The organism is Actinosynnema sp. NPDC023794, from assembly GCF_040639675.1.
GTDB lineage: Bacteria > Actinomycetota > Actinomycetes > Mycobacteriales > Pseudonocardiaceae > Actinosynnema > Actinosynnema luteola.
Genome location: NZ_JBFAFR010000002.1, coordinates 516636 through 539790, shown reverse-complemented (window position 1 = coordinate 539790; position 23155 = coordinate 516636). Strand labels below are relative to the sequence as shown.

General features: G+C 72.2%; 24 protein-coding genes. 14 read left to right on the top strand and 10 right to left on the bottom strand.

Features of this window, described 5'->3' with window-relative positions; genetic code table 11:
* Positions 1-59: 59 nt before the first annotated feature.
* Genes AB0H12_RS07140 through hisD form a run of 4 tightly spaced genes read right to left on the bottom strand, consistent with a single transcriptional unit; the run spans position 60 to position 3228 of the window.
* Positions 60-215, bottom strand: a complete 156-nt coding sequence (locus AB0H12_RS07140) for a CG2302 family histidine operon protein (protein WP_499621446.1) — start codon at positions 213-215, stop codon at positions 60-62.
* Entirely contained in the window at positions 216-815 is a 600-nt protein-coding gene (hisB, locus tag AB0H12_RS07135) for an imidazoleglycerol-phosphate dehydratase HisB (RefSeq protein ID WP_499621445.1), read from the bottom strand. It abuts the gene before it with no gap.
* Complete coding sequence (locus tag AB0H12_RS07130; RefSeq protein ID WP_499621444.1) at positions 812-1915, bottom strand: histidinol-phosphate transaminase; 1104 nt, start codon at positions 1913-1915, stop codon at positions 812-814. Before AB0H12_RS07130 ends, hisB begins: the two co-directional genes overlap by 4 nt.
* Complete coding sequence (gene hisD, locus AB0H12_RS07125; protein WP_499621443.1) at positions 1912-3228, bottom strand: histidinol dehydrogenase; 1317 nt, start codon at positions 3226-3228, stop codon at positions 1912-1914. The genes AB0H12_RS07130 and hisD overlap by 4 nt, the downstream gene beginning before the upstream one ends.
* A 171-nt stretch (positions 3229-3399) precedes the next feature.
* On the opposite strand from hisD, the gene AB0H12_RS07120 reads away from it, so the two are divergent.
* The 3 genes from AB0H12_RS07120 to AB0H12_RS07110 all read left to right on the top strand — a co-directional run bounded on the left by AB0H12_RS07120 (position 3400) and on the right by AB0H12_RS07110 (position 6497).
* Positions 3400-4713, top strand: coding sequence for a M14 family metallopeptidase (locus AB0H12_RS07120; RefSeq protein WP_499621442.1), 1314 nt, complete (start codon positions 3400-3402; stop codon positions 4711-4713).
* Between the two features lie 186 nt (positions 4714-4899).
* Positions 4900-5508, top strand: coding sequence for an RNA polymerase sigma factor (locus AB0H12_RS07115; RefSeq protein WP_499621440.1), 609 nt, complete (start codon positions 4900-4902; stop codon positions 5506-5508).
* The gene (locus tag AB0H12_RS07110; protein WP_499621438.1) at positions 5505-6497 is read left to right on the top strand and encodes a hypothetical protein; all 993 of its coding nucleotides are present in this window, start codon (positions 5505-5507) and stop codon (positions 6495-6497) included. Before AB0H12_RS07115 ends, AB0H12_RS07110 begins: the two co-directional genes overlap by 4 nt.
* On the opposite strand, the gene AB0H12_RS07105 is transcribed toward AB0H12_RS07110, so the two are convergent.
* A complete protein-coding gene (locus tag AB0H12_RS07105) occupies positions 6490-7623 on the bottom strand; it encodes an aminotransferase class V-fold PLP-dependent enzyme (protein WP_499621436.1) in 1134 nt (377 codons plus the stop codon). The two genes, AB0H12_RS07110 and AB0H12_RS07105, sit on opposite strands and share 8 nt — an antisense overlap.
* Positions 7624-7687: 64 nt before the next feature.
* The gene (locus AB0H12_RS07100) at positions 7688-9232 is read right to left on the bottom strand and encodes an ABC transporter substrate-binding protein (RefSeq protein ID WP_499621434.1); all 1545 of its coding nucleotides are present in this window, start codon (positions 9230-9232) and stop codon (positions 7688-7690) included.
* A 29-nt stretch (positions 9233-9261) separates the two neighbouring features.
* Between AB0H12_RS07100 and AB0H12_RS07095 the strand changes: the two genes are divergently transcribed.
* Positions 9262-10041 carry a carbon-nitrogen hydrolase family protein gene (locus AB0H12_RS07095; protein WP_499621433.1) on the top strand — a complete coding sequence of 260 codons (780 nt, stop codon included), beginning with the start codon at positions 9262-9264 and terminating at the stop codon, positions 10039-10041.
* 113 nt (positions 10042-10154) lie between these two features.
* The gene (locus tag AB0H12_RS07090) at positions 10155-11060 is read left to right on the top strand and encodes a DUF2382 domain-containing protein (protein ID WP_499621432.1); all 906 of its coding nucleotides are present in this window, start codon (positions 10155-10157) and stop codon (positions 11058-11060) included.
* 60 nt (positions 11061-11120) lie between these two features.
* On the opposite strand, the gene nadC is transcribed toward AB0H12_RS07090, so the two are convergent.
* Genes nadC through nadA form a run of 3 tightly spaced genes read right to left on the bottom strand, consistent with a single transcriptional unit; the run spans position 11121 to position 14586 of the window.
* Positions 11121-11951 carry a carboxylating nicotinate-nucleotide diphosphorylase gene (nadC, locus tag AB0H12_RS07085; protein WP_499621431.1) on the bottom strand — a complete coding sequence of 277 codons (831 nt, stop codon included), beginning with the start codon at positions 11949-11951 and terminating at the stop codon, positions 11121-11123.
* Entirely contained in the window at positions 11948-13570 is a 1623-nt protein-coding gene (locus AB0H12_RS07080; RefSeq protein WP_499621430.1) for an L-aspartate oxidase, read from the bottom strand. The genes nadC and AB0H12_RS07080 overlap by 4 nt, the downstream gene beginning before the upstream one ends.
* On the bottom strand, positions 13567-14586 hold the full coding sequence (gene nadA, locus AB0H12_RS07075) for a quinolinate synthase NadA (protein ID WP_499621429.1): 1020 nt from the start codon (positions 14584-14586) through the stop codon (positions 13567-13569). The genes AB0H12_RS07080 and nadA overlap by 4 nt, the downstream gene beginning before the upstream one ends.
* Before the next feature lie 64 nt (positions 14587-14650).
* Between nadA and AB0H12_RS07070 the strand changes: the two genes are divergently transcribed.
* From AB0H12_RS07070 to AB0H12_RS07030, 9 genes are all read left to right on the top strand, one after another.
* On the top strand, positions 14651-15340 hold the full coding sequence (locus AB0H12_RS07070) for an NUDIX hydrolase (protein WP_499621428.1): 690 nt from the start codon (positions 14651-14653) through the stop codon (positions 15338-15340).
* Positions 15337-16017, top strand: a complete 681-nt coding sequence (locus AB0H12_RS07065) for an LON peptidase substrate-binding domain-containing protein (RefSeq protein WP_499621427.1) — start codon at positions 15337-15339, stop codon at positions 16015-16017. The genes AB0H12_RS07070 and AB0H12_RS07065 overlap by 4 nt, the downstream gene beginning before the upstream one ends.
* Before the next feature lie 71 nt (positions 16018-16088).
* Positions 16089-16904 carry a hypothetical protein gene (locus tag AB0H12_RS07060; RefSeq protein ID WP_499621426.1) on the top strand — a complete coding sequence of 272 codons (816 nt, stop codon included), beginning with the start codon at positions 16089-16091 and terminating at the stop codon, positions 16902-16904.
* A complete protein-coding gene (locus AB0H12_RS07055) occupies positions 16885-17814 on the top strand; it encodes an ROK family protein (RefSeq protein WP_499621425.1) in 930 nt (309 codons plus the stop codon). Before AB0H12_RS07060 ends, AB0H12_RS07055 begins: the two co-directional genes overlap by 20 nt.
* Positions 17815-17887: 73 nt before the next feature.
* The gene (gene aroD, locus AB0H12_RS07050; protein WP_499621424.1) at positions 17888-18640 is read left to right on the top strand and encodes a type I 3-dehydroquinate dehydratase; all 753 of its coding nucleotides are present in this window, start codon (positions 17888-17890) and stop codon (positions 18638-18640) included.
* Positions 18641-18645: 5 nt separating this feature from the next.
* Complete coding sequence (locus AB0H12_RS07045; RefSeq protein WP_499621422.1) at positions 18646-19449, top strand: sugar phosphate isomerase/epimerase family protein; 804 nt, start codon at positions 18646-18648, stop codon at positions 19447-19449.
* Between the two features lie 30 nt (positions 19450-19479).
* A complete protein-coding gene (gene aroF, locus AB0H12_RS07040) occupies positions 19480-20259 on the top strand; it encodes a 3-deoxy-7-phosphoheptulonate synthase (RefSeq protein ID WP_499621420.1) in 780 nt (259 codons plus the stop codon).
* 256 nt (positions 20260-20515) lie between these two features.
* Positions 20516-21775, top strand: coding sequence for an MFS transporter (locus AB0H12_RS07035; RefSeq protein ID WP_499621419.1), 1260 nt, complete (start codon positions 20516-20518; stop codon positions 21773-21775).
* A complete protein-coding gene (locus AB0H12_RS07030) occupies positions 21772-22533 on the top strand; it encodes a putative hydro-lyase (RefSeq protein ID WP_499621417.1) in 762 nt (253 codons plus the stop codon). Before AB0H12_RS07035 ends, AB0H12_RS07030 begins: the two co-directional genes overlap by 4 nt.
* Positions 22534-22539: 6 nt before the next feature.
* On the opposite strand, the gene AB0H12_RS07025 is transcribed toward AB0H12_RS07030, so the two are convergent.
* Positions 22540-23136 carry a DUF2567 domain-containing protein gene (locus tag AB0H12_RS07025; RefSeq protein ID WP_499621416.1) on the bottom strand — a complete coding sequence of 199 codons (597 nt, stop codon included), beginning with the start codon at positions 23134-23136 and terminating at the stop codon, positions 22540-22542.
* Between the last annotated feature and the right edge of the window lie 19 nt (positions 23137-23155).

Sequence of the window (23155 nt, the reverse complement as noted above, 5' to 3'; positions counted from 1 at the left end):
GCGGCGAGAGTCCTGCGTTCAGGGGGCCTGAATTCAACGCTCGGACGTGTGCGGGCAGGTCAGAGGAGCCAGGCGACGGCGGCGCCCACGGCGACGACGGTCAGGACCAGCAGGACGATCGCCAGACCGCGGGCCGTCCTCCACGTGCTGTAGACGCCGCCGCCGAGGAACCCGGCCAGCGCGATCAGGCCGATGACCACGTACTCCTTCGGCATCTAGAGGACGCCCTTGGTCGACGGCACGCCGCCCACCCGCGGATCCGGCTCGACGGCCGCGCGCAGTGCCCGCGCGATCGCCTTGAACTGCGCCTCGGCGATGTGGTGCGGGTCACGTCCGTACTCCACCCGCACGTGCAGCGCGATCCCCGCGTGGAACGCCAGCGAGTCGAACACGTGCCGGTTCAGCACGAACGGGTAGTTGCCGCCGATCGTGAAGGTGGTGAACTGCTCCGGCTCGCCCACGTGCACGCAGTACGGCCGGCCCGACACGTCCACCGCCGCGTGCGCCAGCGTCTCGTCCATCGGGATCCACGCGTCGCCGAACCGGCGGATGCCCGCCTTGTCGCCCAACGCCTCCCGCAACGCCTGCCCGAGCACGATCGCCACGTCCTCCACGGTGTGGTGCGCGTCGATCTCCACGTCGCCCTTCGCCCGGACGACCAGGTCCAACGACCCGTGCACGCCCAGCGCGGTCAGCATGTGGTCGTAGAACGGCACCCCCGTGCCGATCTCGACCTGCCCGGTGCCGTCGAGGTCCACCTCGACGTACACCGACGATTCCCTGGTGGTCCGCTCCACCTTGCCGACCCGGCTCACCGGTCAACCTCCTTGCTCGCTGCGAGGAACGCGTCGTTCTCCTCCGGAGTGCCGACCGTCACCCGCAGATGTCCGGCGATGCCGACGTCCCTGATCAGCACACCGCGTTCCAAGTACGACCGCCACGTGGCGTGCGCGTCCTCGAACCACCCGAACAGCACGAAGTTCGCGTCGCTCGGCACCACCGAGAAGCCCAGGCCCGCGAGCGAGTCCACCACCCGGTCCCGTTCGGCCGCCAGCTTGGCCACCGAGCCCAGCGTCTCGGAGGCGTGCCGCAACGAGGCCCGCGCCGCCGCCTGCGTCAACGCCGACAGGTGGTACGGCAGCCGCACGAGCTGCAACGCGTCCACCACGGCGGGCGCGGCGGCGAGGTAGCCCAGCCGGCCGCCGGCGAACGCGAACGCCTTGCTCATGGTCCGGCTGACGATCAGCTTCGCCGGGTAGTCGTCCAGCAGCACGACCGCGCTCTGCCGCGACGAGAACTCCGCGTACGCCTCGTCCACCACGACCATCCCGGGCGACGCCTCGATCAGCACCCGCAGGTCGTCCACCGGCAGGCTCTGCCCGGTCGGGTTGTTGGGGCTGGTCACGAACACCACGTCCGGCGCGCGTTCGGCGACGATCTCGGCCGCGCGCTCCACGTCCAGCGAGAAGTCGGCGCGGCGGGGCGTCGGCGCCCACTCCGTGCGGGTGCCCGCGGCGATGATCGGGTGCATCGAGTACGACGGCTCGAAGCCCAGCGCCGACCGGCCCGGCCCGCCGAACGCCTGCAGGATCTGCTGGAGCACCTCGTTCGACCCGTTCGCCGCCCACAGGTTCGCCGAGGTCAGCGGCACGCCCGTGGACGACGCCAGGTAGGCGGCCAGGTCCTCGCGCAACGCCACCGCGTCCCGGTCCGGGTAGCGGTGCAGTTCACCGGCGATGGCGGCCACCTCCCGCACCACGTCCTCGACCAGGGCGGGCGTGGGCGGGTACGGGTTCTCGTTCGTGTTCAACCGGACGGCCACGTCCAGCTGAGGCGCGCCGTACGGCGTGCGTCCGCGCAGGTCGTCCCGCAGGGGCAGGTCGCCGATCTCGACCCGGTCGCCGATCGGCCTCATCCGCGGAACCTCGCCGTGACCGCCTGGCCGTGCGCGGGCAGGTCCTCGGCGTTCGCCAGCGCCACGACGTGCGACGACACCTCGCGCAACGCGTCCTCGCTGTAGTCGACGACGTGGATGCCGCGCAGGAACGTCTGCACCGACAGCCCCGACGAGTGCCGCGCGCACCCGGCGGTGGGCAGCACGTGGTTGGAGCCCGCGCAGTAGTCGCCCAGCGACACCGGCGAGTGCGCGCCCACGAAGATCGCGCCGGCCGCGCGCACGCGGGCGGCGACCTCGCGCGCGTCGGCCGTCTGGATCTCCAGGTGCTCGGCGGCGTAGGTGTCCGCCACCCGCAGCCCCTCGTCCAGGCTCGACACCAGCACGGTGCCGGACTGCCTGCCGACCAGCGCCGTCCGCACGCGCTCGCGGTGCTTGGTCGCGTCGACCTGCCGCTCCAGCTCGGCGTCCACCGCGTCCGCCAGCTCCGCCGACGTGGTCACCAGCACGCTCGCGGCCAGCGTGTCGTGCTCGGCCTGGCTGATCAGGTCGGCCGCCACGTGCACCGGGTCGGCCGTGTCGTCGGCCAGGATCAGGATCTCGGTCGGCCCGGCCTCGGCGTCGATGCCGATCAGGCCGCGCAGCAGCCGCTTGGCGGCGGTCAGGTAGATGTTGCCGGGACCGGTCACCAGGTCCGCCGGCTCCAGGAGCCGGCCGTCGGTGTCCGTGCCGCCGTACGCCAGCAGCGCGACGGCGAGCGCGCCGCCCACGGCCCACACCTCCGTGACGCCGAGCAGCGCGGCGGCGGCCAGGATCGTCGGGTGCGGCAGGCCGCCGAACTCCGCCTGCGGCGGCGAGCACACCACCAACGACTCGACGCCCGCGATCTGCGCCGGCACCACGTTCATGACCACGGTGGACGGGTAGACGGCCAGGCCGCCGGGCGCGTACAGGCCGACCCGGGACACCGGCACCCAGCGCTCGGTGACCGTGCCGCCGGGCACGACCTGGGTGGTCGTGTCGACCCGGCGCTGGTCGGCGTGCACCTTGCGGGTGCGGGCGACGGACTCCTCCAGCGCCGCCCGCACGGCCGGGTCGAGCTCGGACAGCGCGCGCTCCAGCTCGGCGGCGGGCACGCGGACCGACGCCGGGCGCACCTTGTCGAACTTCTCGCCGTGCTCCAGCACGGCCTCCACGCCCCGTTTCCGCACGTCGTCCACAAGAGGCCGGACGTGATGCAGCACCGCGTCCACGTCGACCTCGGCGCGCGGCAGCGCGGCGCGCAGTTCGGCGGGTGACGGGACACGACCTCGCAGGTCGATGCGGTTGAGCATGCCCACAAGGGTAAGGCGTCGCCAATTCCGTCAACTGTCAGCCCGGGTCCCGAGTGGTGAACCCGACAAACGGGGGCTACCTCGATCCGTGATCGGCGGGCCACGCTGCGTGTGCACCTCTTGCGGGTGTTCCCCATCTCCGTCGCAACCCCTGCTGATGATGGAGGCTTGATGTTCACCAAGCGGCGCGGCCTCGTGGCCGCCGCGCTGGTCGCGAGCGTGGCCCTGGTGCTCCCCGCGCACCCCGGCTCGGCGCAACCGGCGACCGCCCAAACCCCCGAGCGGACCGTGTTCGAGGTCACCGCCACCACACCCGAGGCGAGGACCAAGGTCGCCCGGACCGGGGTCGACGTCCTCGGTCAGCACGGCGACACGCTCACCGTGATCGCCGAACCCCGCCAGCAGTGGCTGCTGCGCGCCACCGGTCTGCCGATGAGGAACGCCGGTGACGCGGACGCCCAGCTCGCGGGCCTGGGCAAGGCGGACTTCGCCGACCCCCAGCTCGGCGCGCAGGACTTCCCGTCCGGCTACACCGGCTACCACAACTACGCCGAGATGGTCGCCGAGCTGAACCAGACGGTCAGCGACCACCCGAACCTCGTCACGCTGCGCAGCATCGGCAAGTCGTACCAGAACCGCGACCTGTGGATGATCAAGATCAGCGACAACCCGGCGTCCGACGAGTCCGAGCCCGAGGTGCTGTTCACCTGCAACCAGCACGCGCGGGAGCACCTGACCGTGGAGATGTGCCTGCACATCATCAAGCGGTACACGGACAACTACGCGTCCAACGCGGCCATCAAGGGCGCGGTCGACAGCCGGGAGATCTGGGTCATCCCCAGCGTCAACCCGGACGGCGCCGAGTACGACATCGCGACCGGCTCGTTCCGGGCGTGGCGCAAGAACCGGCAGCCGAACTCCACCGCGACCGGCACGGACCCGAACCGCAACTGGGGCCACCAGTGGGGCTGCTGCGGCGGCTCCAGCGGCAGCGGGTCGAGCGACACCTACCGCGGCACGTCGGCGTTCTCCGCGCCGGAGGTCGCCCGGGTCCGCGACTTCGTGAACGGCCGCGTGGTGGGCGGTGTGCAGCAGATCAAGTCGCACATCGACTGGCACACGTTCTCGGAGCTGATCCTGTGGCCGTACGGCTACACCTACAACGACACCGCCGCGGGCCTGGACGCCACCCAGGCCACCGTGTTCCAGACCATGGGCAGGCGGATGGCGTCGTTGAACGGCTACACGCCGCAGCAGGCCAGCGACCTCTACATCACCGACGGCAGCGTCGACGACTGGATGTGGGCCGCCCACAAGATCTGGAGCTACACGTTCGAGATGTACCCCAGGTCGGCGAGCGGCACCAGCGGCTTCTACCCGCGCGACACGCTGATCGCCGCGCAGACCTCGCGCAACGACACCGCGGTGCAGTTGTTCCTCGACTACTCCGACTGCGTCCCGCGCATCACCGGACGCACCTGCTGACGGCCGTCACGGCCTGATCGACCTGCGCGGGCTCGACGACGTGGTGGGGTGACACCCTCACCACCTCGTCGGGCCCGCGCCGCGTCGTGCCGCCCGGCGGTCCGGCGGTCCGGCGGTCCGGCGGTCCGGCGGTCCGGCCGAGCTCCGCGAACCGGATCGCGACTTCGGGCAACAGGGAGCATGACCATGCGCAACCCACCCGCCGGGCCCGTCCCGCCGACGGAGTCGCCTCCCGGTGGCACCGACGAGCACGTGATCGCCGAGTCGTTGACGACCCCCGAGCGGTTCGCGGTGATCTTCGACCGGTACGCGCCGGTCGTGCACGGCTACCTGTCCCGCCGGGTGGGCGCGCTCGCGGACGACCTGATGAGCGAGACGTTCCTGCTCGCCTTCCGGGGCCGCACCGGCTACGCACCCGGACGCGCGCCGGTGCGGGCCTGGCTGTTCGGCATCGCCACCAACCTGGTGCGCCGGCACGCCAGGGACGAGGAGCGGCGGTACCGGGCGTTCGGCCGCGCGGCCGGGCACGTGGAGACGACCACGGAGCTCGGCGAGGTGGCCGCGCGGGTCGACGCCAGGGCGTTGCGGGGCGAGCTGGCCGACGCGCTGGCCGCGTTGCCGCGCGAGGACCTGGACGTGCTGCTGCTGTGGACCTACCCGCAGCTGTCCTACACCGAGATCGCCGCGGCGCTGGGCATTCCGGTCGGCACGGTCCGGTCCCGGCTGCACCGCGCCCGCGGCAAGGTCCGCGCCCGGCTGGACGACCGCCGGCTGTCCGCCGAGGAGATCGCATGAACGAGTTCACCGTGCTCCGGGACCACGGCCCCGAGCCGACCACGCTGTCCGAGGACGTGCTGGCCAAGGCCCGCGCCGAGCTGCTGACCGAGATCCGGGCCACGTCCCCGTCGCCGCGCGGTGGTCACCACAGCCGCCGCGCGGTGGTCATCGCGGCCGCCGCGGCCGCCGTCGCCGCCTTCGGGATCGTCGCCACCGGCGGCCCCGGCTCGCCGCCGCCACCGTCTGCGGTCGTCGGCGAGCCGCCGGTGCTGGTCGGGTTCGCCATGCCGACGCTGCCGCCGAAGCTGGACCCGATCCCGGACGGGGTGACCGGACCGGGCTTCACCGCGGAACCCGGCTGGCTCGCGGCTGTGTACCGCGACGCCGACCAGCGACCCGGCGGGCGGTCGAGCGCCATCTACGTCAAGACCCATCGGGACAGGCCGGGCGCCGGCGGTGGCCGGGACACCACCTACGCCGGCAAGCCTGCCGTGGTCGAGCGGGTCGGCCAGGAGGCGCCGGAGTTCCAGTCGGTGTCGCTCACCTGGGAGCGGGCCCCCGGCCAGTGGATCACGCTCACCGGCACGGGCAACTTCGCCGACGAGCGAGCAGTGCGCTCGCTCGCCGACACCCTGGTCGACACCGACGAGCGGGTGAGCCTGGACATCAGCGTCGCGCCCGCCGGTTGGGAGCTGCACGCGTTCAAGGACGCCGGCCCGGACGGTGACGGGGCGGTGACGTCGTTGCGTGACCCGCGAGCCCCGGACCGCGCCATCCACGTGAGCACCATGCTCGGTCTCGTCCCGAACTACGGCGAGGTCGTCGGAGGTGGCCCCGTACCGGTCGTTCCCGTGTCCGTCGACGGCCGGCGGGGCGAACTCGTCCACCTCGCCGACGATCGGTGGATGCTCCAAGCCCCGCTGCCCGACGGCCGGGCGTTCCAGCTCCAGGTGCCGGCGGGGTTCACCGAGCAGCAGGTGATCGAGCTGGCCGAGGGCGTCAGCTGACCCGAGCCGCGTCCACGGCCGCCACGGCCTGGTCGACCTGCGCGGGCTCGACGAAGTAGTGGGGCGACGCCCTCACCACCTCGGAGAGCCCGCGCCTGGTCATGTCCAGCAACGTGGACGACGCCCAGCTCACGGTGACCGTGACGCCCGCGCGGGCCAGCCGGTCGCGCACGTCGGTGGCCGCCACGCCGTCCACGGTGAACGTGACGATGCCCGCCTTGCGCACGCCCGGGTCGCGCACCGTCACGCCCGGCAGCGCGCTCAGCCCGTCACGCAGCCGTCGCGCGCGCTCCCCCACCTCGCGTTCGATCACGTCCAGGCCCTTGGCCAGCGCGTGCCGTGCCGCCGCGATGAGCCCGAGCCGGTCGGCGACGCTCGTCTCCCAGATCTCGTAGACCCGCGCGTCGTCCCGCAGCCGGATGTCGTCCGGCGCGACCCACTCCGCGCTGTGCAGGTCGACCAGCCGGGGGTTCATGCGCGCGGCGGCCTCACGGCGCACCACCAGCACACCGGTGCCGCGCGGCCCGCGCAGCCACTTGCGGCCGGTGCCCGAGATCAGGTCCACGCCCAGCTCGTCGGCGCGCACCGGCAGTTGCCCGATCGACTGGCACGCGTCCAGCAGCACCAGCGCGCCGACCTCGTGCGCCGCTTCGGCGACCTCGCGCGCCGGGTTCACCAGCCCGCTGTTGGTCGGCACGTGCACCAGCGAGACCAGCTTCACCCGCTCGTCCAGCATGTCCTTCAACGCGTCCACGTCGATCTGCCCGAACGCGTCCGACGGCACCGCCTCCGCGGACGCGCCGACCTCGCGCGCACGGCGCAGGATCGGGATCGCCGTGCCCGCGTACTCGGCCTCGCTGAACAGCACCCGGTCGCCCGCGGCCAGCGGCACGGCGTCGAACGCGGTCAGCCACGACCGGGTCGCGCTGTCGGTGAACGCGATCTCGTCCGGCGACGCGCCCAGCAGCTCGGCGAACACCCCGTACCCGGCCTCCAGGTCGGCCGCGCGCTCCTGCGCGGCGACGTACCCGCCGATCTCCGCCTCGCGCCGCAGGTGTCCGATGACCTCGTCGAGCACCTCGCGCGGTGGCAGCGACGAACCGGCCGAGTCGAGGAAGATCGTCATGGCGCCCCCCGGGTTCCGCGGATTTCCTGTGCACTACCGCCAACAGCATGCAACAAGACGGGGGCTAGCGGGGCGTCCACTTCTCCAGGTTCCACCACGGGCCCCACGACAGCGCGCCGTGCGCGTGCGGGTCCACGACCTCCTGGTAGCCGTTCCAGTTCTCCCGCACCACGTACGTGTGCCGCACCGACGCCAGCACCACCATGCCCGGCGCGGCCACGTACGCGCGCTGGAACTGCTTGTACGCCGCCGCGCGCTGCGCCGGGTCGAGCGATGTCCGCCCGGCGTCCAGCGCGGCGTCCACCTGCGGGTTCGAGTAGCCCCACGGGTTGGGCGTGTGCAGCGGCTGGTAGGTCATCAGGTCCGGGTCGAACGGGGTGCCGCCGCCGTGCAGCAGGGCGTCCGCGCCCAGCCTCGGCGCGAGGGCCTCCCAGCTCAGCCCGGCCAGCTGCACGTCGATGCCGACCGCCTTGGCGTCCGCGGCGAACGCGGTGGCCAGGTCGGCGCGCACCACGTCGCCGATCGGGTACATCAGCGTGAACCGGGCGGCCACGCCGTCGCGCGCGCGCACGCCGTCCGCGCCCCGCGCCCAGCCCGCCTGGTCCAGCAGCAGCTCGGCCAGCGCCTTGTCGTAGGCGAACCGGGCGCCGGTCTCCACGAACTCCGGCAGCGCGTCCGGCACCGGCGTGCTCACCACGGCGCCCTGGCCGCCGAGCAGGTTGTCCACCATGCCCTTGCGGTTGACCGCGTGGTTCAACGCCATCCTGATCGCGCTGTCACCCGTCACGGCGCCACCCGGCAACGTGACGGCACGCAGGTCGGCGCTGCGGTGCGTGATCACCCTCATGCCGTTGGCGGCGCTGAACGACGCGGCCAGCCGGGGCGGCAGCGCGGTGCCGTCGAACTCGCCCGCCTGCATCCGCTGGGCACGCGTGTTGTCGTCCGGCACGAACACCACGGTCAGCTTGCGGATCTTGGGCTCGCCGCCGAAGTAGGAGGCGTTGGCCTCCAGCACCATCCGGTCGCCCTTGCGCCAGTCCACCAGCTTGTACGGGCCCGTGCCGACCGCGCGCACGTCGCGCAACGGACCGCCCAGCGCCTCGCTGGGCAGGATGCCGAGCACGAGCGTGTGCGGGAACGCCGCCCACGGCCTGGCCAGCGTGAACCGGACCGTGTGCACGTCCAGCTGCTCCACGCCGCTCAGCTCCGCGTACGCGGCCCGCTCGGTCGAGCCGGACGCCGGGTCGAGCAGCGCCCGGTAGGTCGCCACCACGTCCTCGGGCCCGAAGGACGTGCCGTCGGTGAACTTCACGTCCTCGCGCAGCGTCACGGTCCAGCTCAGCCCGTCCGCGGCGGGCTTCGGCGCGTCCGCCGCGAGCTGCGGCCGCACCGAGCCGTCCGCGCGGTGATCCACCAGCCCGTCGTACAGCTTCGACACGCCTTCGCGGCCGTAGCCGAGCAGCGGGTTGAGCGTGGTCGGCTCCATCGGGTCGGCCAGCACGAGCGCGCTGTTGTCCGACGTGCCCTCGGCGCTCGGTGTCGTCGCGCCCGTGCACCCCGCAGCGGCGAGAAGGGCTACGACGAGCAGCGGGGGAAGGAGGGCGCGCACGAGACCCGACACTACCTAGAGTGGGCCACATGCGTGTCGCCCTCTGCCAGATCACCTCGTCCAGCGACCCGGCGGCCAACCTCGACCTGGTGCGAGGGGGAACCGCGCGCGCCGCGGCCGACGGCGCGCGCGTGGTGGTGTTCCCCGAGGCCACGATGTGCCGGTTCGGCGTGCCCCTGGGGCCGGTGGCCGAGCCGTTGGACGGCCCGTGGGCGGGCGCCGTGCGCGACATCGCCGACGAGCACGGCGTGGTCGTCGTGGCGGGCATGTTCACGCCGGCGCCGGACGGCCGGGTGGCGAACACCCTGCTGGTCACGGGCGGCGGCCACCACGTCGGCTACGACAAGATCCACCTGTTCGACGCGTTCGGGTTCACCGAGTCGCGCACGGTCGCGCCCGGCTCCGCGCCGGTGGTCGTCGAGGTCGACGGCGTCACGTTCGGCCTGGCGACGTGCTACGACGTGCGGTTCCCCGAACTGTTCCGGGCGTTGGCGGACCGCGGCGCGACGGCCGTGCTGGTGTGCGCGTCGTGGGGCTCGGGGCCGGGCAAGCGCGAGCAGTGGGAGCTGCTGGTGCGCGCGCGTGCGCTGGACTGCACGTCGTGGGTGCTGGCGTGCGGCCAGGCCGACCCGGGGGCCGACCACGGCGGCGCTCCCACCGGTGTCGGTCACAGCACGGTCGCCTCGCCGTTGGGCGAGGTGGTCGAGCAGTTGGCGGGCGAGCCCGGGATGATCCTGACCACTGTGGACACGGGGAGTGTCACGCGGGCGAGGACCACCTTGCCCGTCCTGGCGAATCGTCGGCTCTGAATTTCTTTCGAGTGACGTTGCCTTACACGAACGGGTGGCAGCCGAGTAGGTGGCCCTTGGTGCCGGGAAGCCCTCTGCGGGACGTATCACGACACGCGAAGGGGACGCTGGCCATGATCAACCAGGCCGAAGTGGACCGCCTGTACGACTGCGAAGTGATCGATGAGCACGGTGAGCGCATCGGCTCGGTCAAACAGGTGTGGCTCGATGATCGGGACGGACGGCCGATGTGGGCCTCGGTGCACACCGGCTTGTTCGGCCTCAAGGAGTCGTTCGTGCCGATCCAGGACGCGACCATGGGCAACGGCGTCGTCACCGTGCCCGTGGACAAGCAGCAAGTCAAGGACGCGCCCCGGATCGACGTGTCCGACCAGCACATGTCCGACAAGCAGCAGGACGAGCTGTACGAGTACTACGGCATGATCCCGTCGCACCGCTCCGGCGACCACGACCGGCTGCCGGGCGGGCGCTCGGAGACCAGGCCCATGCCCGCCGCCGGCCACACGTCCGGGCTGAGCCGCGGCGAGATGCGCGGTGGCGGGATGCCCGGCGAGACCCGTCCCGAGGGACGCGGCGTGGCGCGCGGCGAGAAGACCACCGCCGCAGGACCGGCGGCCGCGGGGAAGCACGCCCGCCGCGAGGCCCGCACGGGCGACTCGGTCACCCGCTACGAGGAAGAGCTGGACGTCGGCACCCGCGACGTCGAAGCCGGCCGCGTGCGCCTGGTCAAGCACACCGTGACCGAGCAGAAGGACGTGACGGTGCCGGTGACGCACGAAGAGGTCCGCGTGGTGAGCGAGCCCGCCGAGGGCGCGTCGACCGATGGTGCGTTCGTCGACGAGGAGGCCGAGGTCACCCTCCGCCGGCAGGAGCCGGTGGTGGACAAGAAGGCCAAGGCGGTGGAGAAGGTCCGGCTGGAGAAGCAGGCCGTGACCGAGCAGCAGCACGTCCGCGGCGAGGTGCGCAAGGAACGGGTCGACGTGGAGCGCGACGACAAGACCAAGCGGCGCGACTCCTGAACGCCGCCCGCGCCCGGGCCTGGACCCGGGCGCGGGCGCGTTCCCCGTCCGTTCAGCGGCTCACCGCAGGTCCAGCCCCAGGTCGAGCGCCGGGGCGGAGTGCGTCAGGCCGCCGACGGCGAGGTAGTCCACGCCGGTCTCGGCGTAGGCCCTGGCCACGTCCAGCGTGAGCCCGCCGGACGCCTCCAGCGCGACACCGCCCGCCCGGCGCACCGCCTCCGCGCACTCGGCGGCGGTGAAGTTGTCCAGCAGCACGAGCTCCGCGCCCTCGGCGACGGCCTCGTCCAGCTGGTCGAGCGAGTCGACCTCGACCTCGCACGCCAGGTGCGGCGCGTGCGCGCGCACCGCGGCCAACGCCGCCCGCACCGAGCCCGCGGCCCGCACGTGGTTGTCCTTGATCAGCACCGCGTCGCCGAGCCCGAGCCGGTGGTTGACGCCGCCGCCGCACCGCACCGCGTACTTCTCCAGCAGCCGCAGGCCCGGCAGGGTCTTGCGGGAGTCGCGCACCCGCGCCTTGGTGCCCGCGACCTCGTCCACCCACGCGGCGGCGAGCGTGGCGACGCCGGACAGGTGGCACAGCAGGTTCAACGCCGTGCGCTCGGCGGTGAGCAGGCCGCGCACCGGCCCGCGCAGCACCAGCGCGGGCTCGCCGGGCACGGCCTTGTCGCCGTCCCGCCGCTCTTCCAGCACTTCCACGTCCGTGACCTGGCGGAACACCTCCAGCGCCACCGGGATGCCCGCGAGCACGCCGGCCGCGCGCGGCCTCAACTCCGCCACGGCCACCGCGTCCGCGGGCACGGTCGCCTCGGTCGTCGCGTCCGGGCCGTACCGCAGGTCTTCCGCCAACGCCGTCGCGATCACGCGCCGCGCGTCGTCCAGATCGAGGCTCATGCCACTCCTCTCGCCACCACCGGATCGGCCAGCACCGGCTGGCCGGACGGGTTGAGCCGGACCACCTGGCTGCGCTGCCACCGCACGTCGTCCCGCTCGGTGAAGTCGGTGCGCACGTGGCAGCCGCGCGACTCCTCGCGTTCCGCCGCCGCCGCGATCAACGCCCGCGCGGCCACGGTGAGCGCCGCGTCCTCGACCAGCTCCCGGCTGTCCAGCCGACGGTCCGCGGTGGACAGGTCCAGCACCGACCCGACCACGGCCAGTCCCTCGGAGTCACGGCCGATCGCCGCGTACCGGGACATGACCCGCTGCAGCGAGTCCCGGTCGGCGACCGGCGCCGTCGGCAGCTCCGCCGCGACCGCCGCCGACGGGCGGGCCAGCACGCCCAGCGCCAGGTCCGCCGCGACCGCCTCGGCCGCCCGCGTGCCGACGACCAGGCCTTCGAGCAGGCTGTTGGACGCCAGCCGGTTCGCGCCGTGCAGCCCGGTGCGGGCCACCTCGCCCGCCGCGTACAGGCCGGTGACACCCGTTCGTCCGTCCACATCGGACACCACGCCGCCGCACGCGAAGTGCGCCGCGGGCGTCACCGGGATCGGCTCGCCCGCCGGGTCGACCCCCGCCGCGAGACAGGCCGCGTGCACGGTCGGGAACCGGCGCGCGAAGTCGGCGATGCCCGTGGCGTCGAGGAACACGTGGTCGTCCACGCCGCCGGGGCCGGCCGCCATGTGCCGGGTGATCGCCGCGGCCACCACGTCGCGTGGCGCCAGGTCCGCCAACGGGTGCACGCCGCGCATGACCCGCGCGCCGGTCGCGTCGACCAGCACCGCGCCCTCGCCGCGCACCGCCTCCGTGACCAGCGGGCAGCGGCCACGCGCGCCGCGCCCGGTGTAGAGCACGGTCGGGTGGAACTGGACGAACTCGACGTCCGCCGCCACCGCGCCCGCGCGCAACGCCAGCGCGAGGCCGTCGCCGGTGGCCACCTCCGGGTTGGACGTGGCCTGGTAGAGCTGGCCGAGGCCGCCGCTGGCCAGCAGCACGGCGGGCGCGCCGAGCACGCCCGGCACGCCGTTGCCGTCCAGCACCAGCAGGCCGCACACCTGGCCGAGCGGCGTGCGCACCGCGTCCACCGCGACGTGGTTCTCCAGCACCGGCACGCGGCCGTCGGACGCCGCCGCCAGCAGCGCGCGTTCCACCTCCGCGCCGGTCGCGTCGCCGCCCGCGTGCACCACCCGGAACGCGCTGTGCCCACCCTCCCGCGTGCGGGCCAGGCCACCGGTCGGCGCGGCGTCGAACACCGCGCCCCGCTCGCGCAACCGCGCCACCGCGGCCGGTCCGCCCGCGATGATCGCCTCGACCGCGGCCTCGTCGCACAGCCCGGCGCCGGCGACCAGCGTGTCGCGGACGTGCGCGTCGACCGTGTCGCCCTCGTCGTGCTCGCCGTGCAGCACGACGGCCACGCCGCCCTGCGCCCACCGGGTGTTGCCGTCCTCGCCGGCGCCCTTGGTCACCACCAGGACCCGGAGTCCCAGCTCACGCGCGCGCAGCGCCGCCGTCAGACCGGCCACGCCCGTGCCGACGACCAGCAGGTCGGCGCGGGCCTCCCACAAGGGGGTGCTCATTCGCCGCCGCCGGGCTGCCCGATCTCGATCATGCGCTGCACCGCGCCCTGCGCCCGCTTCGCGGTCTCCAGGTCCACGTGCACCTCGTCCTTGTTCTCCCGCAGGCCCCGCAGCAGCGCGGCCGGGGTGATCATCTTCATGTACCGGCACGACGCCCGGTCGTTCACCGCGCGGAAGTCGATCTCCGGCGCGGCCCGGCGCAGCTGGTGCAGCATGCCGATCTCGGTCGCCACCAGCACCGACTTCGCGGTCGTCCGCCGGGCCGCGGTGATCATGTCGCCGGTCGAGAGGATCTTGACCTTCTCGGCCGGGACGGTGCCCTCGCCCGCGAGGTAGAGCGCCGACGTGGCGCACCCGCACTCGGGGTGGATGAACAGGTCGGCGTCCGGGTTCGCCGCCGCGCGCTCGGCCAGCTCGGGGCCGTTGATGCCCGCGTGCACGTGGCACTCGCCCGCCCAGATGTGCAGGTTCTCCCGGCCCGTCTCGCGCTTGACGTGCGCGCCGAGGAACTGGTCCGGCAGGAACAGCACCTCCCGGTCGGCCGGGATCGACTTCACCACGTCCACCGCGTTCGACGAGGTGCAGCAGATGTCGGTCTCCGCCTTCACCTCGGCCGTGGTGTTGACGTAGGAGACGACGATCGCGCCGGGGTGCTCGGCCTTCCACGCGCGCAGCTGCTCGCCGGTGATCGAGTCGGCCAGCGAGCAGCCCGCCCGCTCGTCCGGGATCAGCACGGTCTTGTGCGGCGCGAGGATCTTGGCCGTCTCGGCCATGAAGTGCACACCGCAGAACACGATGGTGGACGCCTCGCTCGCGGCCGCGATGCGGCTGAGCGCCAGCGAGTCACCGGTGTGGTGGGCGATGTCCTGGATCTCGGGCAGCTGGTAGTTGTGCGCGAGGATGACCGCGTCCCGCTCGCGCGCCAGCTCCAGCACCTCGTCACGCCAGGCGGCGTCCGGCGCGATGCCGTCGTAGGCGCCGTCCGAGGTTCGCTCCACATAGGCGGTAGCGACCATGGGTTCCTCCCTTGAGCCAGGTTTTCGCCTATCGGTCGAAAACGTGGCCGATAGTATCAGCCGAGTGGGACTGGCGGGACATGAGGTGCTGGCCGCGGTGCTCCAGGTGAGAGCCGGATCACTCCAGGTCATGCTATGGGAGCGCGCCCGGGAACCGCACGCTCACCGCTGGTCACTGCCCGGTGGCGGACTCGGCGACGACGAGGACGTCGAGGCCTCGATCCGCCGTCAGCTGGCCGAGAAAGTCGACGTGCGACAGTTGTCACACGTGGAGCAGCTGGCCGTGTTCAGCAACCCCTCGCGGGTGCCCGGCCCGCGGGTGGTGGCGACCGCGTTCCTCGGCCTGGTGCCGTCGCACATCGACCCCGTGGTGCCGTCGGACACGACGTGGCACCCGGTGGACGCGCTGCCCGCGACCGCGTTCGACCACGAGGCGATCTGCCGCCGTGCCCGCAGCCGGCTCGCGTCGAAGCTGTCGTACACGAACCTGGGGTTCGCGTTGGCCCCGCCGGAGTTCACCATCTCCGCGTTGCGCTCGCTGTACTCCGCGGCCCTCGGCTACAAGGTGTCGGCGACCAACCTGCAACGCGTGCTGGCGCGGCGGGGGCTGCTGGAGCCGACCGGCGGGACCGTGCAGCCGGGGCCCTCCGGTGGCAGGCCGGCGGCGCTGTTCCGCTTCGTGTCGGGGGAAATGCGGATCACGGACCCGTTCGCCGTGCTGCGGCCACCGTCCGCCCGTAGCTTGGGTTCGTGACGACGACCCTCCCGCTGTTCCCGCTGGGCACCGTGCTGCTGCCCGGGGCGGCACTGCCGTTGCACGTGTTCGAGCCGCGGTACCGGCAGTTGACCGTCGACCTGGTGACGGGCGCGGTGCCGGAGCGGACGTTCGGCGTGGTGTCGATCAAGCAGGGGTGGGAGGTCGGCGCGGAGAACGTGGAGGCGTTGTCCGACATCGGCTGCACGGCGGTGCTGCAGGAGGCGCGGCGGCTGCCGGACGGGCGGTACGACCTGACCACGAAGGGCGGTCGGCGCTTCCGGCTGCTCGACGTGGACGAGGACAGCGCGCCGTACCTGGTCGCGTCGGTGCAGTGGCTGCCGGACACCGCCGCGCCGCCGGAGGTCGAGGCCGTGCTGCCGCTGTTGGCGGAGAGCGCGCGGGCGGCGCACGGCCGGTACCGGCAGGCGGCGTACCAGAGCGTGGGGCGTCGGCCGCCCGGTCCGGACACGGCGTTGGCCGACCTGGCGTACGCGTTGGCCGGCGACTGCCTGCTGACGTTCGAGGACCGGCAGCGGCTGCTGGAGGAGACGTCGCCCGCCCGGCGGCTGCGGCTGGTGCGGAAAGTGCTGCACCGCGAGGCGGGCATTCTGGACGCGCTGAGCGCCGTGCCCGCGCCGTTGTCGGAATTGGGCCAACTACCTCATCGCAACTGACTCCCGCCTTCAGGCCGCCGGGACCGCCGAAAGGCGCCTGACGGCGTGCCGTCCGGTGGTATATATCCGCCATGGCAAGCAGCGCCGCACGGTCACGCGACAACGACGATCAAGCCGCCATAGAGTGGCTGAAGCTGCTCCTGGCGGTCGTCGCGGCGGCGGCGCTCACCGTCATCTACTTCCTGCTCCCGAGATCCGTGGAGTCCGACCCGGTCCTCGAATTCATCAAGGCGTGCCTGCCGAACCTGGTGACCGCGCTGATTGTGTTCCCGACCGTGTTCGTCGTGCTCGGCCGGGTGGGGCAGGGCGCGGAAGACCGACTCGCCCGGGTGGTCCAACGCAGCATCGGCTCATCGGCCGCCGGGCTGCACTTCCCCGACGACGTGAGCGGCACCGCCGAGTTCGTCCGCGAACTGGTCGCCAAGAAGTCCTCGCAACGCGTCATCGACATCGAGATCCTCGCGTTCACCGGTGGCACCTTCACCACCGCGTTGCTGCGCGACCTGGTGCGCCTGAACCCGAACAAGCTGAACATCACCCTGCGCACCATCGACTTCGCCCGAGCCGACAAGTCGTTCTTCCCCGGGCACTGGGAACGCGAAGAGGCGGAGACCGTGCAGCGGCTCAAGGAGTTGTGCGACGGCAATGCGGGACTGGAGATCTGGCACTACCCGAGCTTCCCGTTCCTGCTCGGCCTGACCATCGACCAAGCACATCTGCTGATCACGTTCCCGACCTGGGACCTGCGTACCGGGAAACTCGCCGACAAGTCGCTCGAATACCGCTACTACGGTCGCGACGCGAATTCCGAGCACCTGTTCGAACTGTTCGCCAACTGGGTCAACCAACCCGGTCAGACCCTGTTGCATGCCAAGCCGCAGACGTGACCGCGACGAGCGGCGCGGCCCGGTCGTCGTCGCCGTGGACGCGGGGAAGACCAAGTTCCTCGTAGGCGTGTTCGACGAGGCGTTGGCGGAAGTCGAACGGCGGCGCATCGCGGTCACCACGGCCGCGCACACCGTCACGGCGCTGATCGCGCACCTCTCGCTCTTGTTCGAGCGGTACGACGTGACAGCCGTCGGATTATCCGTTTTCGGGCCCCTGGTCACCGACCCGGACCAGGGCGATTACGGCGCGATCATCGGCAGTTCGGAACCCCGGTGGTCCGACGTGAACCTGCCGTCGACCCTGGCGGGGGAGTTCGACACGCCCGTGTGGTTCGACTTCGACGTCAATTCGGCCGTCGTGGCCGAGGCGCGCCACGGCTCACCGGATTTCGCCTACCTGTCGGTGGGCACCGGCATAGGCGGTGCGTTCCACTCCCCGTTGTCGGGCGGCGCCCAGCGACCCGATCCGCCGCAACTCGGCCACATGTACGTGCCGCGCGAACCGGACGACCGCTATCCCGGCAGTTGTCGATTCCACGGCGATTGCCTGCAGGGACTCGCGTCCGGCCGCGCCCTGTTCGGCCGGTGGCGGGTGGACGCGCACCGGTTGCCACCCGGACACGAGGCCTGGGACCTCGAGGCCCGTTACCTGGCGCGCGCCTGTGCGAACCTCCTGTATTCCTCACCCCACCACACCGTCCGGGTCGGTTCGGGCATATCCGGGGTGCCTGGCCTCATCGACCGGGCCAATCGCTACCTCCGCGATTTCACGAACGGATTTCCGGCCGACCGGTGGCGCGATTCCACCGGGCGCGACGTGATCGAACGCGCGGCGACCGCACCGGATTCGTCCCTCATCGGCGCGGCGGTCCAAGCCGTCGGCAAAATCGGACGACCATTCAACACTTGATTCGATGGTGTAAGATGCGTCGCACACCGCCTCACCGGGCGCCGGGACTGGACAAGAGGATGCGGGCACGACGATGAACACTTTGCGGGCGTTGTTCGACAGCGGTGTTCCCGTCATCGCGGTCAGCTTCGACGACACCGACTGCGCCCGTTCGGCGAAAGCGGCACTGGCCGCCGCGGTCGATGTCGCCGAATTGCGGATCGACCAGTTCGCGAAGTCCGATCCCGACCACGTCCTGGAGCAGATCGCCGCATTCCGCGGGTTGCCCGTGCTGGCCACCGTGCGCGCCGCGCACGAAGGCGGCGGGTGGACCGGCTCGGACGAGGAACGCCTCGCGCTCTTCCGCGCGGTCGCACCCGTGGTCGACGCCGTGGACGTCGAACTGTCGTCGCACGCGATCGTGGCGGACGTGATCGCCGCCGCCCGCGAGCACGACGCGCTGGTGATCGTCTCCTACCACGACTTCGACGTCACCCCGCCGGTGGACGAACTCGCCGGGATCGTCGCCGACGCGAAAGCCGCGGGCGCCGACGTGGTCAAGATTTCCACCATGGCCACGGCGAAGGCCGACGTGAAGGCGCTGGCGTCGTTGTTGACCGACGCGGACGACGACACCGAGCTGATCGTCATCGCGATGGGCGCCATCGGCAGCGTGTCCCGGATCTTCTTCCCCGCGCTCGGTTCCCGGCTCACCTATTCGTTCCTGGAACACCGCCCCACGTCCGGACAGCTCGACTACGACGAGACGTTCCGGCTCATTCGGCGGTTCTACCCCGACTTCGACCAGCGGAAGACGACCGCGCCGCAGACTCCCGGAAGCGTGTGATGCAGATGACCGCTCGTCGGCTGACCGTGAGTTCGTTGACGCTGGGCGACGCGCCGTTCGGCGAGCGGGTGCGGGTGGCCGCCGAGGCGGGTTTCGGCGGCGTCGGGCTGAGCGTCGAGGTCTACCAGTCCGCGCTGCGCTCCGGTCTCGACGACGAGGCGATGCGCGCGATCCTCGCGGAGCACGGCGTCGCGGTCACCGAAGTGGAGTTCCTCAGCGACTGGGTCGCGACCGCCGACACGGTGCCGCCGACGCCGAAGGAGACCACCGCGTTCCACATCGCCCGCGCGTTCGGCGCCGACCACGTCAACGCGGGCCTGTTCGAAACCACGCCGCTGGACGCGCTGGCGGACGGTTTCACGGCGCTGTGCGAACGGGCGGGCGAGGTGAAGGTCGCGCTGGAGTACATGCCGTTCGCCGCCGTGCCGGACCTGGGCACGGCGTGGGAGGTGGTCCGCGGCACCGGCCGGGCGAACGCGGGCTTGGTGATCGACGTCTGGCACTGGGTGCGAGGCGGCACCGAACCGGCCGAGCTCGACACCGTGCCCGCCGACCGGGTGTTCGCCGTGCAGCTGTGCGACATCAGCGCCGAGGCGCTGGTCGACATGCGGCACGAGTCGCTGCACCACCGGCTGCCGCCGGGCAGCCGCACCCGGCACGCGCAGGACGTCGTCGCGATCCTCGAACGGCACGGCGTGACGGCGGAGCTGTCGGCCGAGGTGATGTCCGACGCGTTGCTGGCGCAGGGTTTCGACGTGACGGCCAAAGCGGTGTTCGCGGGCATGAAGCACGTCCTGGACGGGCGCTAGGCCAGGCCGGGCGACACCGGGGCGGACGTGATGAGGGTCGTGTCCATCGGCGACGCGCGGTTCGGCGACGGCTCGTTCCCGGTGATCGCCGGGCCGTGCTCGGTGGAGCCCGACTACGTGGCGCACGCCGAGGCGGCGGCCGACGCGGGCGCGGACGTGCTGCGCGGGTGCGTGTTCAAGCCCCGGTCCCGCCCCGACCGGTTCCAGGGCATCGGCGTCGACGGCCTCCCGCTGCTGGCCGAGGCGCGTGCGGCCACCGGGCTGCCGGTCATCGCCGAACCGCTCGACGAGCACGACGTGGACGTGCTGCTGCCGCACGTGGACGGGTTCCTCGTCGGCGCGCGGTCGATGCACAACAGCCGACTGCTGCGCGTCGTGGGCGCCACCGGGCGGCCCGTCGTCCTCAAGCGGGCGTTCTCCGCGACGTACGACGAGTGGCTGGGTGCGGCGGACTACGTCCGTGCGACCGGCAACGAGGACGTCATCCTGTGCGAGCGGGGCATCCGCACGTTCATCACCGAGACCCGCAACACGCTCGACATCTCCGCAGTCCCGGTGGTGCGCGACCGCGCCGGCCTGCCCGTGATCATCGATCCCAGCCACGCCGCCGGACGTCGTGACTGGGTCCTGCCGCTGGCCATGGCCGCCGCAGGCATCGGCGCGGACGGGCTGATGGTCGAGAGCCACCCGCTCCCGGACGAGTCGTGGACCGACAGCGCCCAGGCGATCGACCCGCCCGCCCTGGCCGCGTTGATCAACGCGACCAGGCAGGTCAACGCCGTCAGCCGGGCCATCACGGAAGGGCGCTGAACGCCGCTCCGCGTGCCTGAGCGTTGAACTCGCGGGTCCTGAACGTAGGACGCGCACGACCTGAACGTAGGACACGCGCGACGTGAAGGGACGACTCGCGCGGGTGTGCGGGAGCGTGCGCGAGGGCCGACGCTGGACAGGCGATCGGGAGCACAGGAGGGCGTGTTGATTCGTCCTATTGCCCTCTAGTGGGATTGTTCAACAATCCCCTACCGTGTGGGCCACGGCACACCCTCACGGCTGCGAGGTGACCCACATGAGCACCACGGACGTAGACACCACCAAGGACGGCCCGTTCGCCTGGTTCCACACCCTGGGCCGCAACGGCAAGCGGGCCTTCGTCGGCGCGTTCGGCGGCTTCGGCCTGGACGCCTACGACTTCCAGGTCCTGCCCCTGAGCCTGTTCGCCATCACCGCCTACTTCGGCCTCACCACGGGCGAAGCGGGCCTGCTCAACACCGTCACCCTGGTCGTCTCCGCCCTCGGCGGCGCGATCGCGGGCATCCTCGCGGACCGCATCGGCCGCGTCCGCACCCTGATGATCACGGTCATCACCTACGCCGTCTTCACGGTCCTGTGCGGCTTCGCCACCAGCTACGAGATGCTGATGGTGTTCCGCGCCCTGCAGGGCCTCGGCTTCGGCGGCGAGTGGGCGGCGGGCGCGATCCTCGTCGCCGAGTACTGCAAACCGCAGTACCGGGGCCGGACGGTGGCGTTCATCCAGAGCTCGTGGGCCGTCGGCTGGGGCCTGAGCGTCATCGTCTACACCGCCGTGTTCAGCTTCCTGCCGCAGGACGTGGCCTGGCGGGTGCTGTTCTGGACCGGCGCGATCCCCGCGATCCTGGTCTTCTACGTCCGCCGCAACGTCAAGGACGCGCCCAAGGCCGAGCAGGCGCTCAAGACCAGCCCCGCCAAGGGCAGCTTCAAGGCCGTCTTCCAGGGCAGGCTCGGCCGCACCACGGTGTTCGCCGCGATCCTCGCCACCGGCGTCCAGGGCGGCTACTACACCCTGGCCAGCTGGGTGCCGACGTTCCTCAAGACCGAACGCGGCCTCAGCGTGGTCGGCACCGGCGGGTACCTGGCGCTGCTCATCAGCGGCGCGTTCGCGGGCTACATCACCGGCGGCTACCTGACCGACCTGCTCGGCCGCAAGAGGACGTTCACCCTGTTCGCCGTGCTCAGCGCGATCCTCATCGTGCTGTTCACCAACATCCCGCCGGGCGCGAACGGCCTGATCCTGCTGGTCACGTTCCCGCTCGGGTTCACCACGTCGGCGATCTTCAGCGGCTTCGGCTCGTTCCTCGCCGAGCTGTACCCGACCCAGCTGCGCGGCACCGGCCAGGGCTTCACCTACAACTTCGGCCGCGCGGTCGGCGCGTTCTTCCCCGCCCTGGTGGGCTTCCTGGCGCAGGGCATGGGCGTCGGCGGCGCGATGATCTTCGGCGCGATCGCCTACGGCATCGCCGTCCTCGCCCTGCTCGGCCTCCCCGAGACGAAAGGAGTCGAACTGCGATGACGACGATGACACCGGAACAGGTGCGCCGGGAGCACCAGGGGCCGACGGCCGGGCTCGCGGACGGCTACGCGCAGGCCAACCTCATCGCGGTCCCGGAGGACTGGGCCTACGACGTGCTGCTGTTCACCCAGCGCAACCCCAGGCCGTGCCCGGTCCTCGACGTCACCGACAAGGGCAGCACCACGACGTTCCTCGCGGGCAACGCCGACCTGATGCGCGACGTGCCCCGCTACCGGATCTGGGAGCACGGCGAGTTGGTCGACGAGCCCACCGACGCCTCCGGCTACTGGCGCGACGACCTGGTCGCGTTCCTCATCGGGTGCAGCTTCACGTTCGAGTCCGCGCTCAAGCAGGCCGACGTCCCGCTGCGGCACGTCGAGCAGCGGCGCAACGTGCCGATGTACGTGACCGACCGCGAGTGCCGCCCGGCGGGCCGCCTGCACGGGCCGGTGGTGGTCTCGATGCGCTACATCCCCGCCGACCTGGTCGACACCGCGAAGCGGGTCACCGCTCGGATGCCCGCCGTCCACGGCGCGCCGGTGCACGTGGGCGATCCGGGTGCGCTCGGCATCGACGACCTGGACGAGCCGGACTTCGGCGACCGCACCGAGCCGCACGAGGGCGACGTGCCGGTGTTCTGGGCGTGCGGCGTGACGCCCCAGGCGGCCGTGATGGCGTCGAAACCGCCGTTCGCGATCACCCACGCGCCGGGGCACATGTTCGTCACCGACGTGCCCGACCTGGCCTACCAGCTCTGACCGGCGCTACCCCAGCCGACGGCCGAGGTCGTCCAGACCGTTCCACGCGGCCAGGCAGCCGTACGCCAGCGCCGTGCCCAAGGGCCACGCCAGCAAGCCCCACCACGTCTCCAGCACCGGGGCCAAGGCGATCACGTCACCCACCGCGGGCGCGGCGTCGACGGCGTACCGGCTGCCCGCCGCGCCGATCCCGGTCAGCTGCGCCAGGTAGGCCGCCACGGCCGCGCCGAGCGTGGCGGCGAGCATCACCACCGGGCCGCGGCGCTCCCGCAGCAGCCACACCGCGATGCCCGTGAGCAGCCCGGCGCCCAGCCCGATCAGCACGAACAGCATCAGCCCGTCGAGCCGGTGGTAGCTCTCGCCGGTCACCGGGATCAGCGAGCCGTCCTGCTGCGCGACCACGTTCTGCGGCGGTGCGAGCCACGCCCACAGCCACCCCGCGGGCAGCCCGAACAGCGAGATCACGGACAGCACGGAGAACGAGGGCAGCAGGTCGCGCTTCACCACGACCTGCGGCCGTCGCACCACGTAGTAGTACTCGAACGCCGGCGCGGGTGGCACCCGAACGGGCGTCGCCCGCTCGTCCACCGGTTGCTCCGCCACCCGACGACCTCCCTGCACC

What these genes read in the sequence shown, in the direction of transcription:
- AB0H12_RS07140 (WP_499621446.1), bottom strand. Translation starts at nt 215, where the DNA reads ATGCCGAAGGAGTACGTGGTCATCGGCCTGATCGCGCTGGCCGGGTTC.
- AB0H12_RS07130 (WP_499621444.1), bottom strand. Translation starts at nt 1,915, where the DNA reads ATGAGGCCGATCGGCGACCGGGTCGAGATCGGCGACCTGCCCCTGCGG.
- hisD (WP_499621443.1), bottom strand. Translation starts at nt 3,228, where the DNA reads ATGCTCAACCGCATCGACCTGCGAGGTCGTGTCCCGTCACCCGCCGAA.
- AB0H12_RS07120 (WP_499621442.1), top strand. Translation starts at nt 3,400, where the DNA reads ATGTTCACCAAGCGGCGCGGCCTCGTGGCCGCCGCGCTGGTCGCGAGC.
- AB0H12_RS07115 (WP_499621440.1), top strand. Translation starts at nt 4,900, where the DNA reads ATGCGCAACCCACCCGCCGGGCCCGTCCCGCCGACGGAGTCGCCTCCC.
- AB0H12_RS07110 (WP_499621438.1), top strand. Translation starts at nt 5,505, where the DNA reads ATGAACGAGTTCACCGTGCTCCGGGACCACGGCCCCGAGCCGACCACG.
- AB0H12_RS07105 (WP_499621436.1), bottom strand. Translation starts at nt 7,623, where the DNA reads ATGACGATCTTCCTCGACTCGGCCGGTTCGTCGCTGCCACCGCGCGAG.
- AB0H12_RS07095 (WP_499621433.1), top strand. Translation starts at nt 9,262, where the DNA reads ATGCGTGTCGCCCTCTGCCAGATCACCTCGTCCAGCGACCCGGCGGCC.
- AB0H12_RS07090 (WP_499621432.1), top strand. Translation starts at nt 10,155, where the DNA reads ATGATCAACCAGGCCGAAGTGGACCGCCTGTACGACTGCGAAGTGATC.
- nadC (WP_499621431.1), bottom strand. Translation starts at nt 11,951, where the DNA reads ATGAGCCTCGATCTGGACGACGCGCGGCGCGTGATCGCGACGGCGTTG.
- AB0H12_RS07080 (WP_499621430.1), bottom strand. Translation starts at nt 13,570, where the DNA reads ATGAGCACCCCCTTGTGGGAGGCCCGCGCCGACCTGCTGGTCGTCGGC.
- nadA (WP_499621429.1), bottom strand. Translation starts at nt 14,586, where the DNA reads ATGGTCGCTACCGCCTATGTGGAGCGAACCTCGGACGGCGCCTACGAC.
- AB0H12_RS07060 (WP_499621426.1), top strand. Translation starts at nt 16,089, where the DNA reads ATGGCAAGCAGCGCCGCACGGTCACGCGACAACGACGATCAAGCCGCC.
- AB0H12_RS07055 (WP_499621425.1), top strand. Translation starts at nt 16,885, where the DNA reads ATGCCAAGCCGCAGACGTGACCGCGACGAGCGGCGCGGCCCGGTCGTC.
- aroD (WP_499621424.1), top strand. Translation starts at nt 17,888, where the DNA reads ATGAACACTTTGCGGGCGTTGTTCGACAGCGGTGTTCCCGTCATCGCG.
- AB0H12_RS07045 (WP_499621422.1), top strand. Translation starts at nt 18,646, where the DNA reads ATGACCGCTCGTCGGCTGACCGTGAGTTCGTTGACGCTGGGCGACGCG.
- aroF (WP_499621420.1), top strand. Translation starts at nt 19,480, where the DNA reads ATGAGGGTCGTGTCCATCGGCGACGCGCGGTTCGGCGACGGCTCGTTC.
- AB0H12_RS07035 (WP_499621419.1), top strand. Translation starts at nt 20,516, where the DNA reads ATGAGCACCACGGACGTAGACACCACCAAGGACGGCCCGTTCGCCTGG.
- AB0H12_RS07030 (WP_499621417.1), top strand. Translation starts at nt 21,772, where the DNA reads ATGACGACGATGACACCGGAACAGGTGCGCCGGGAGCACCAGGGGCCG.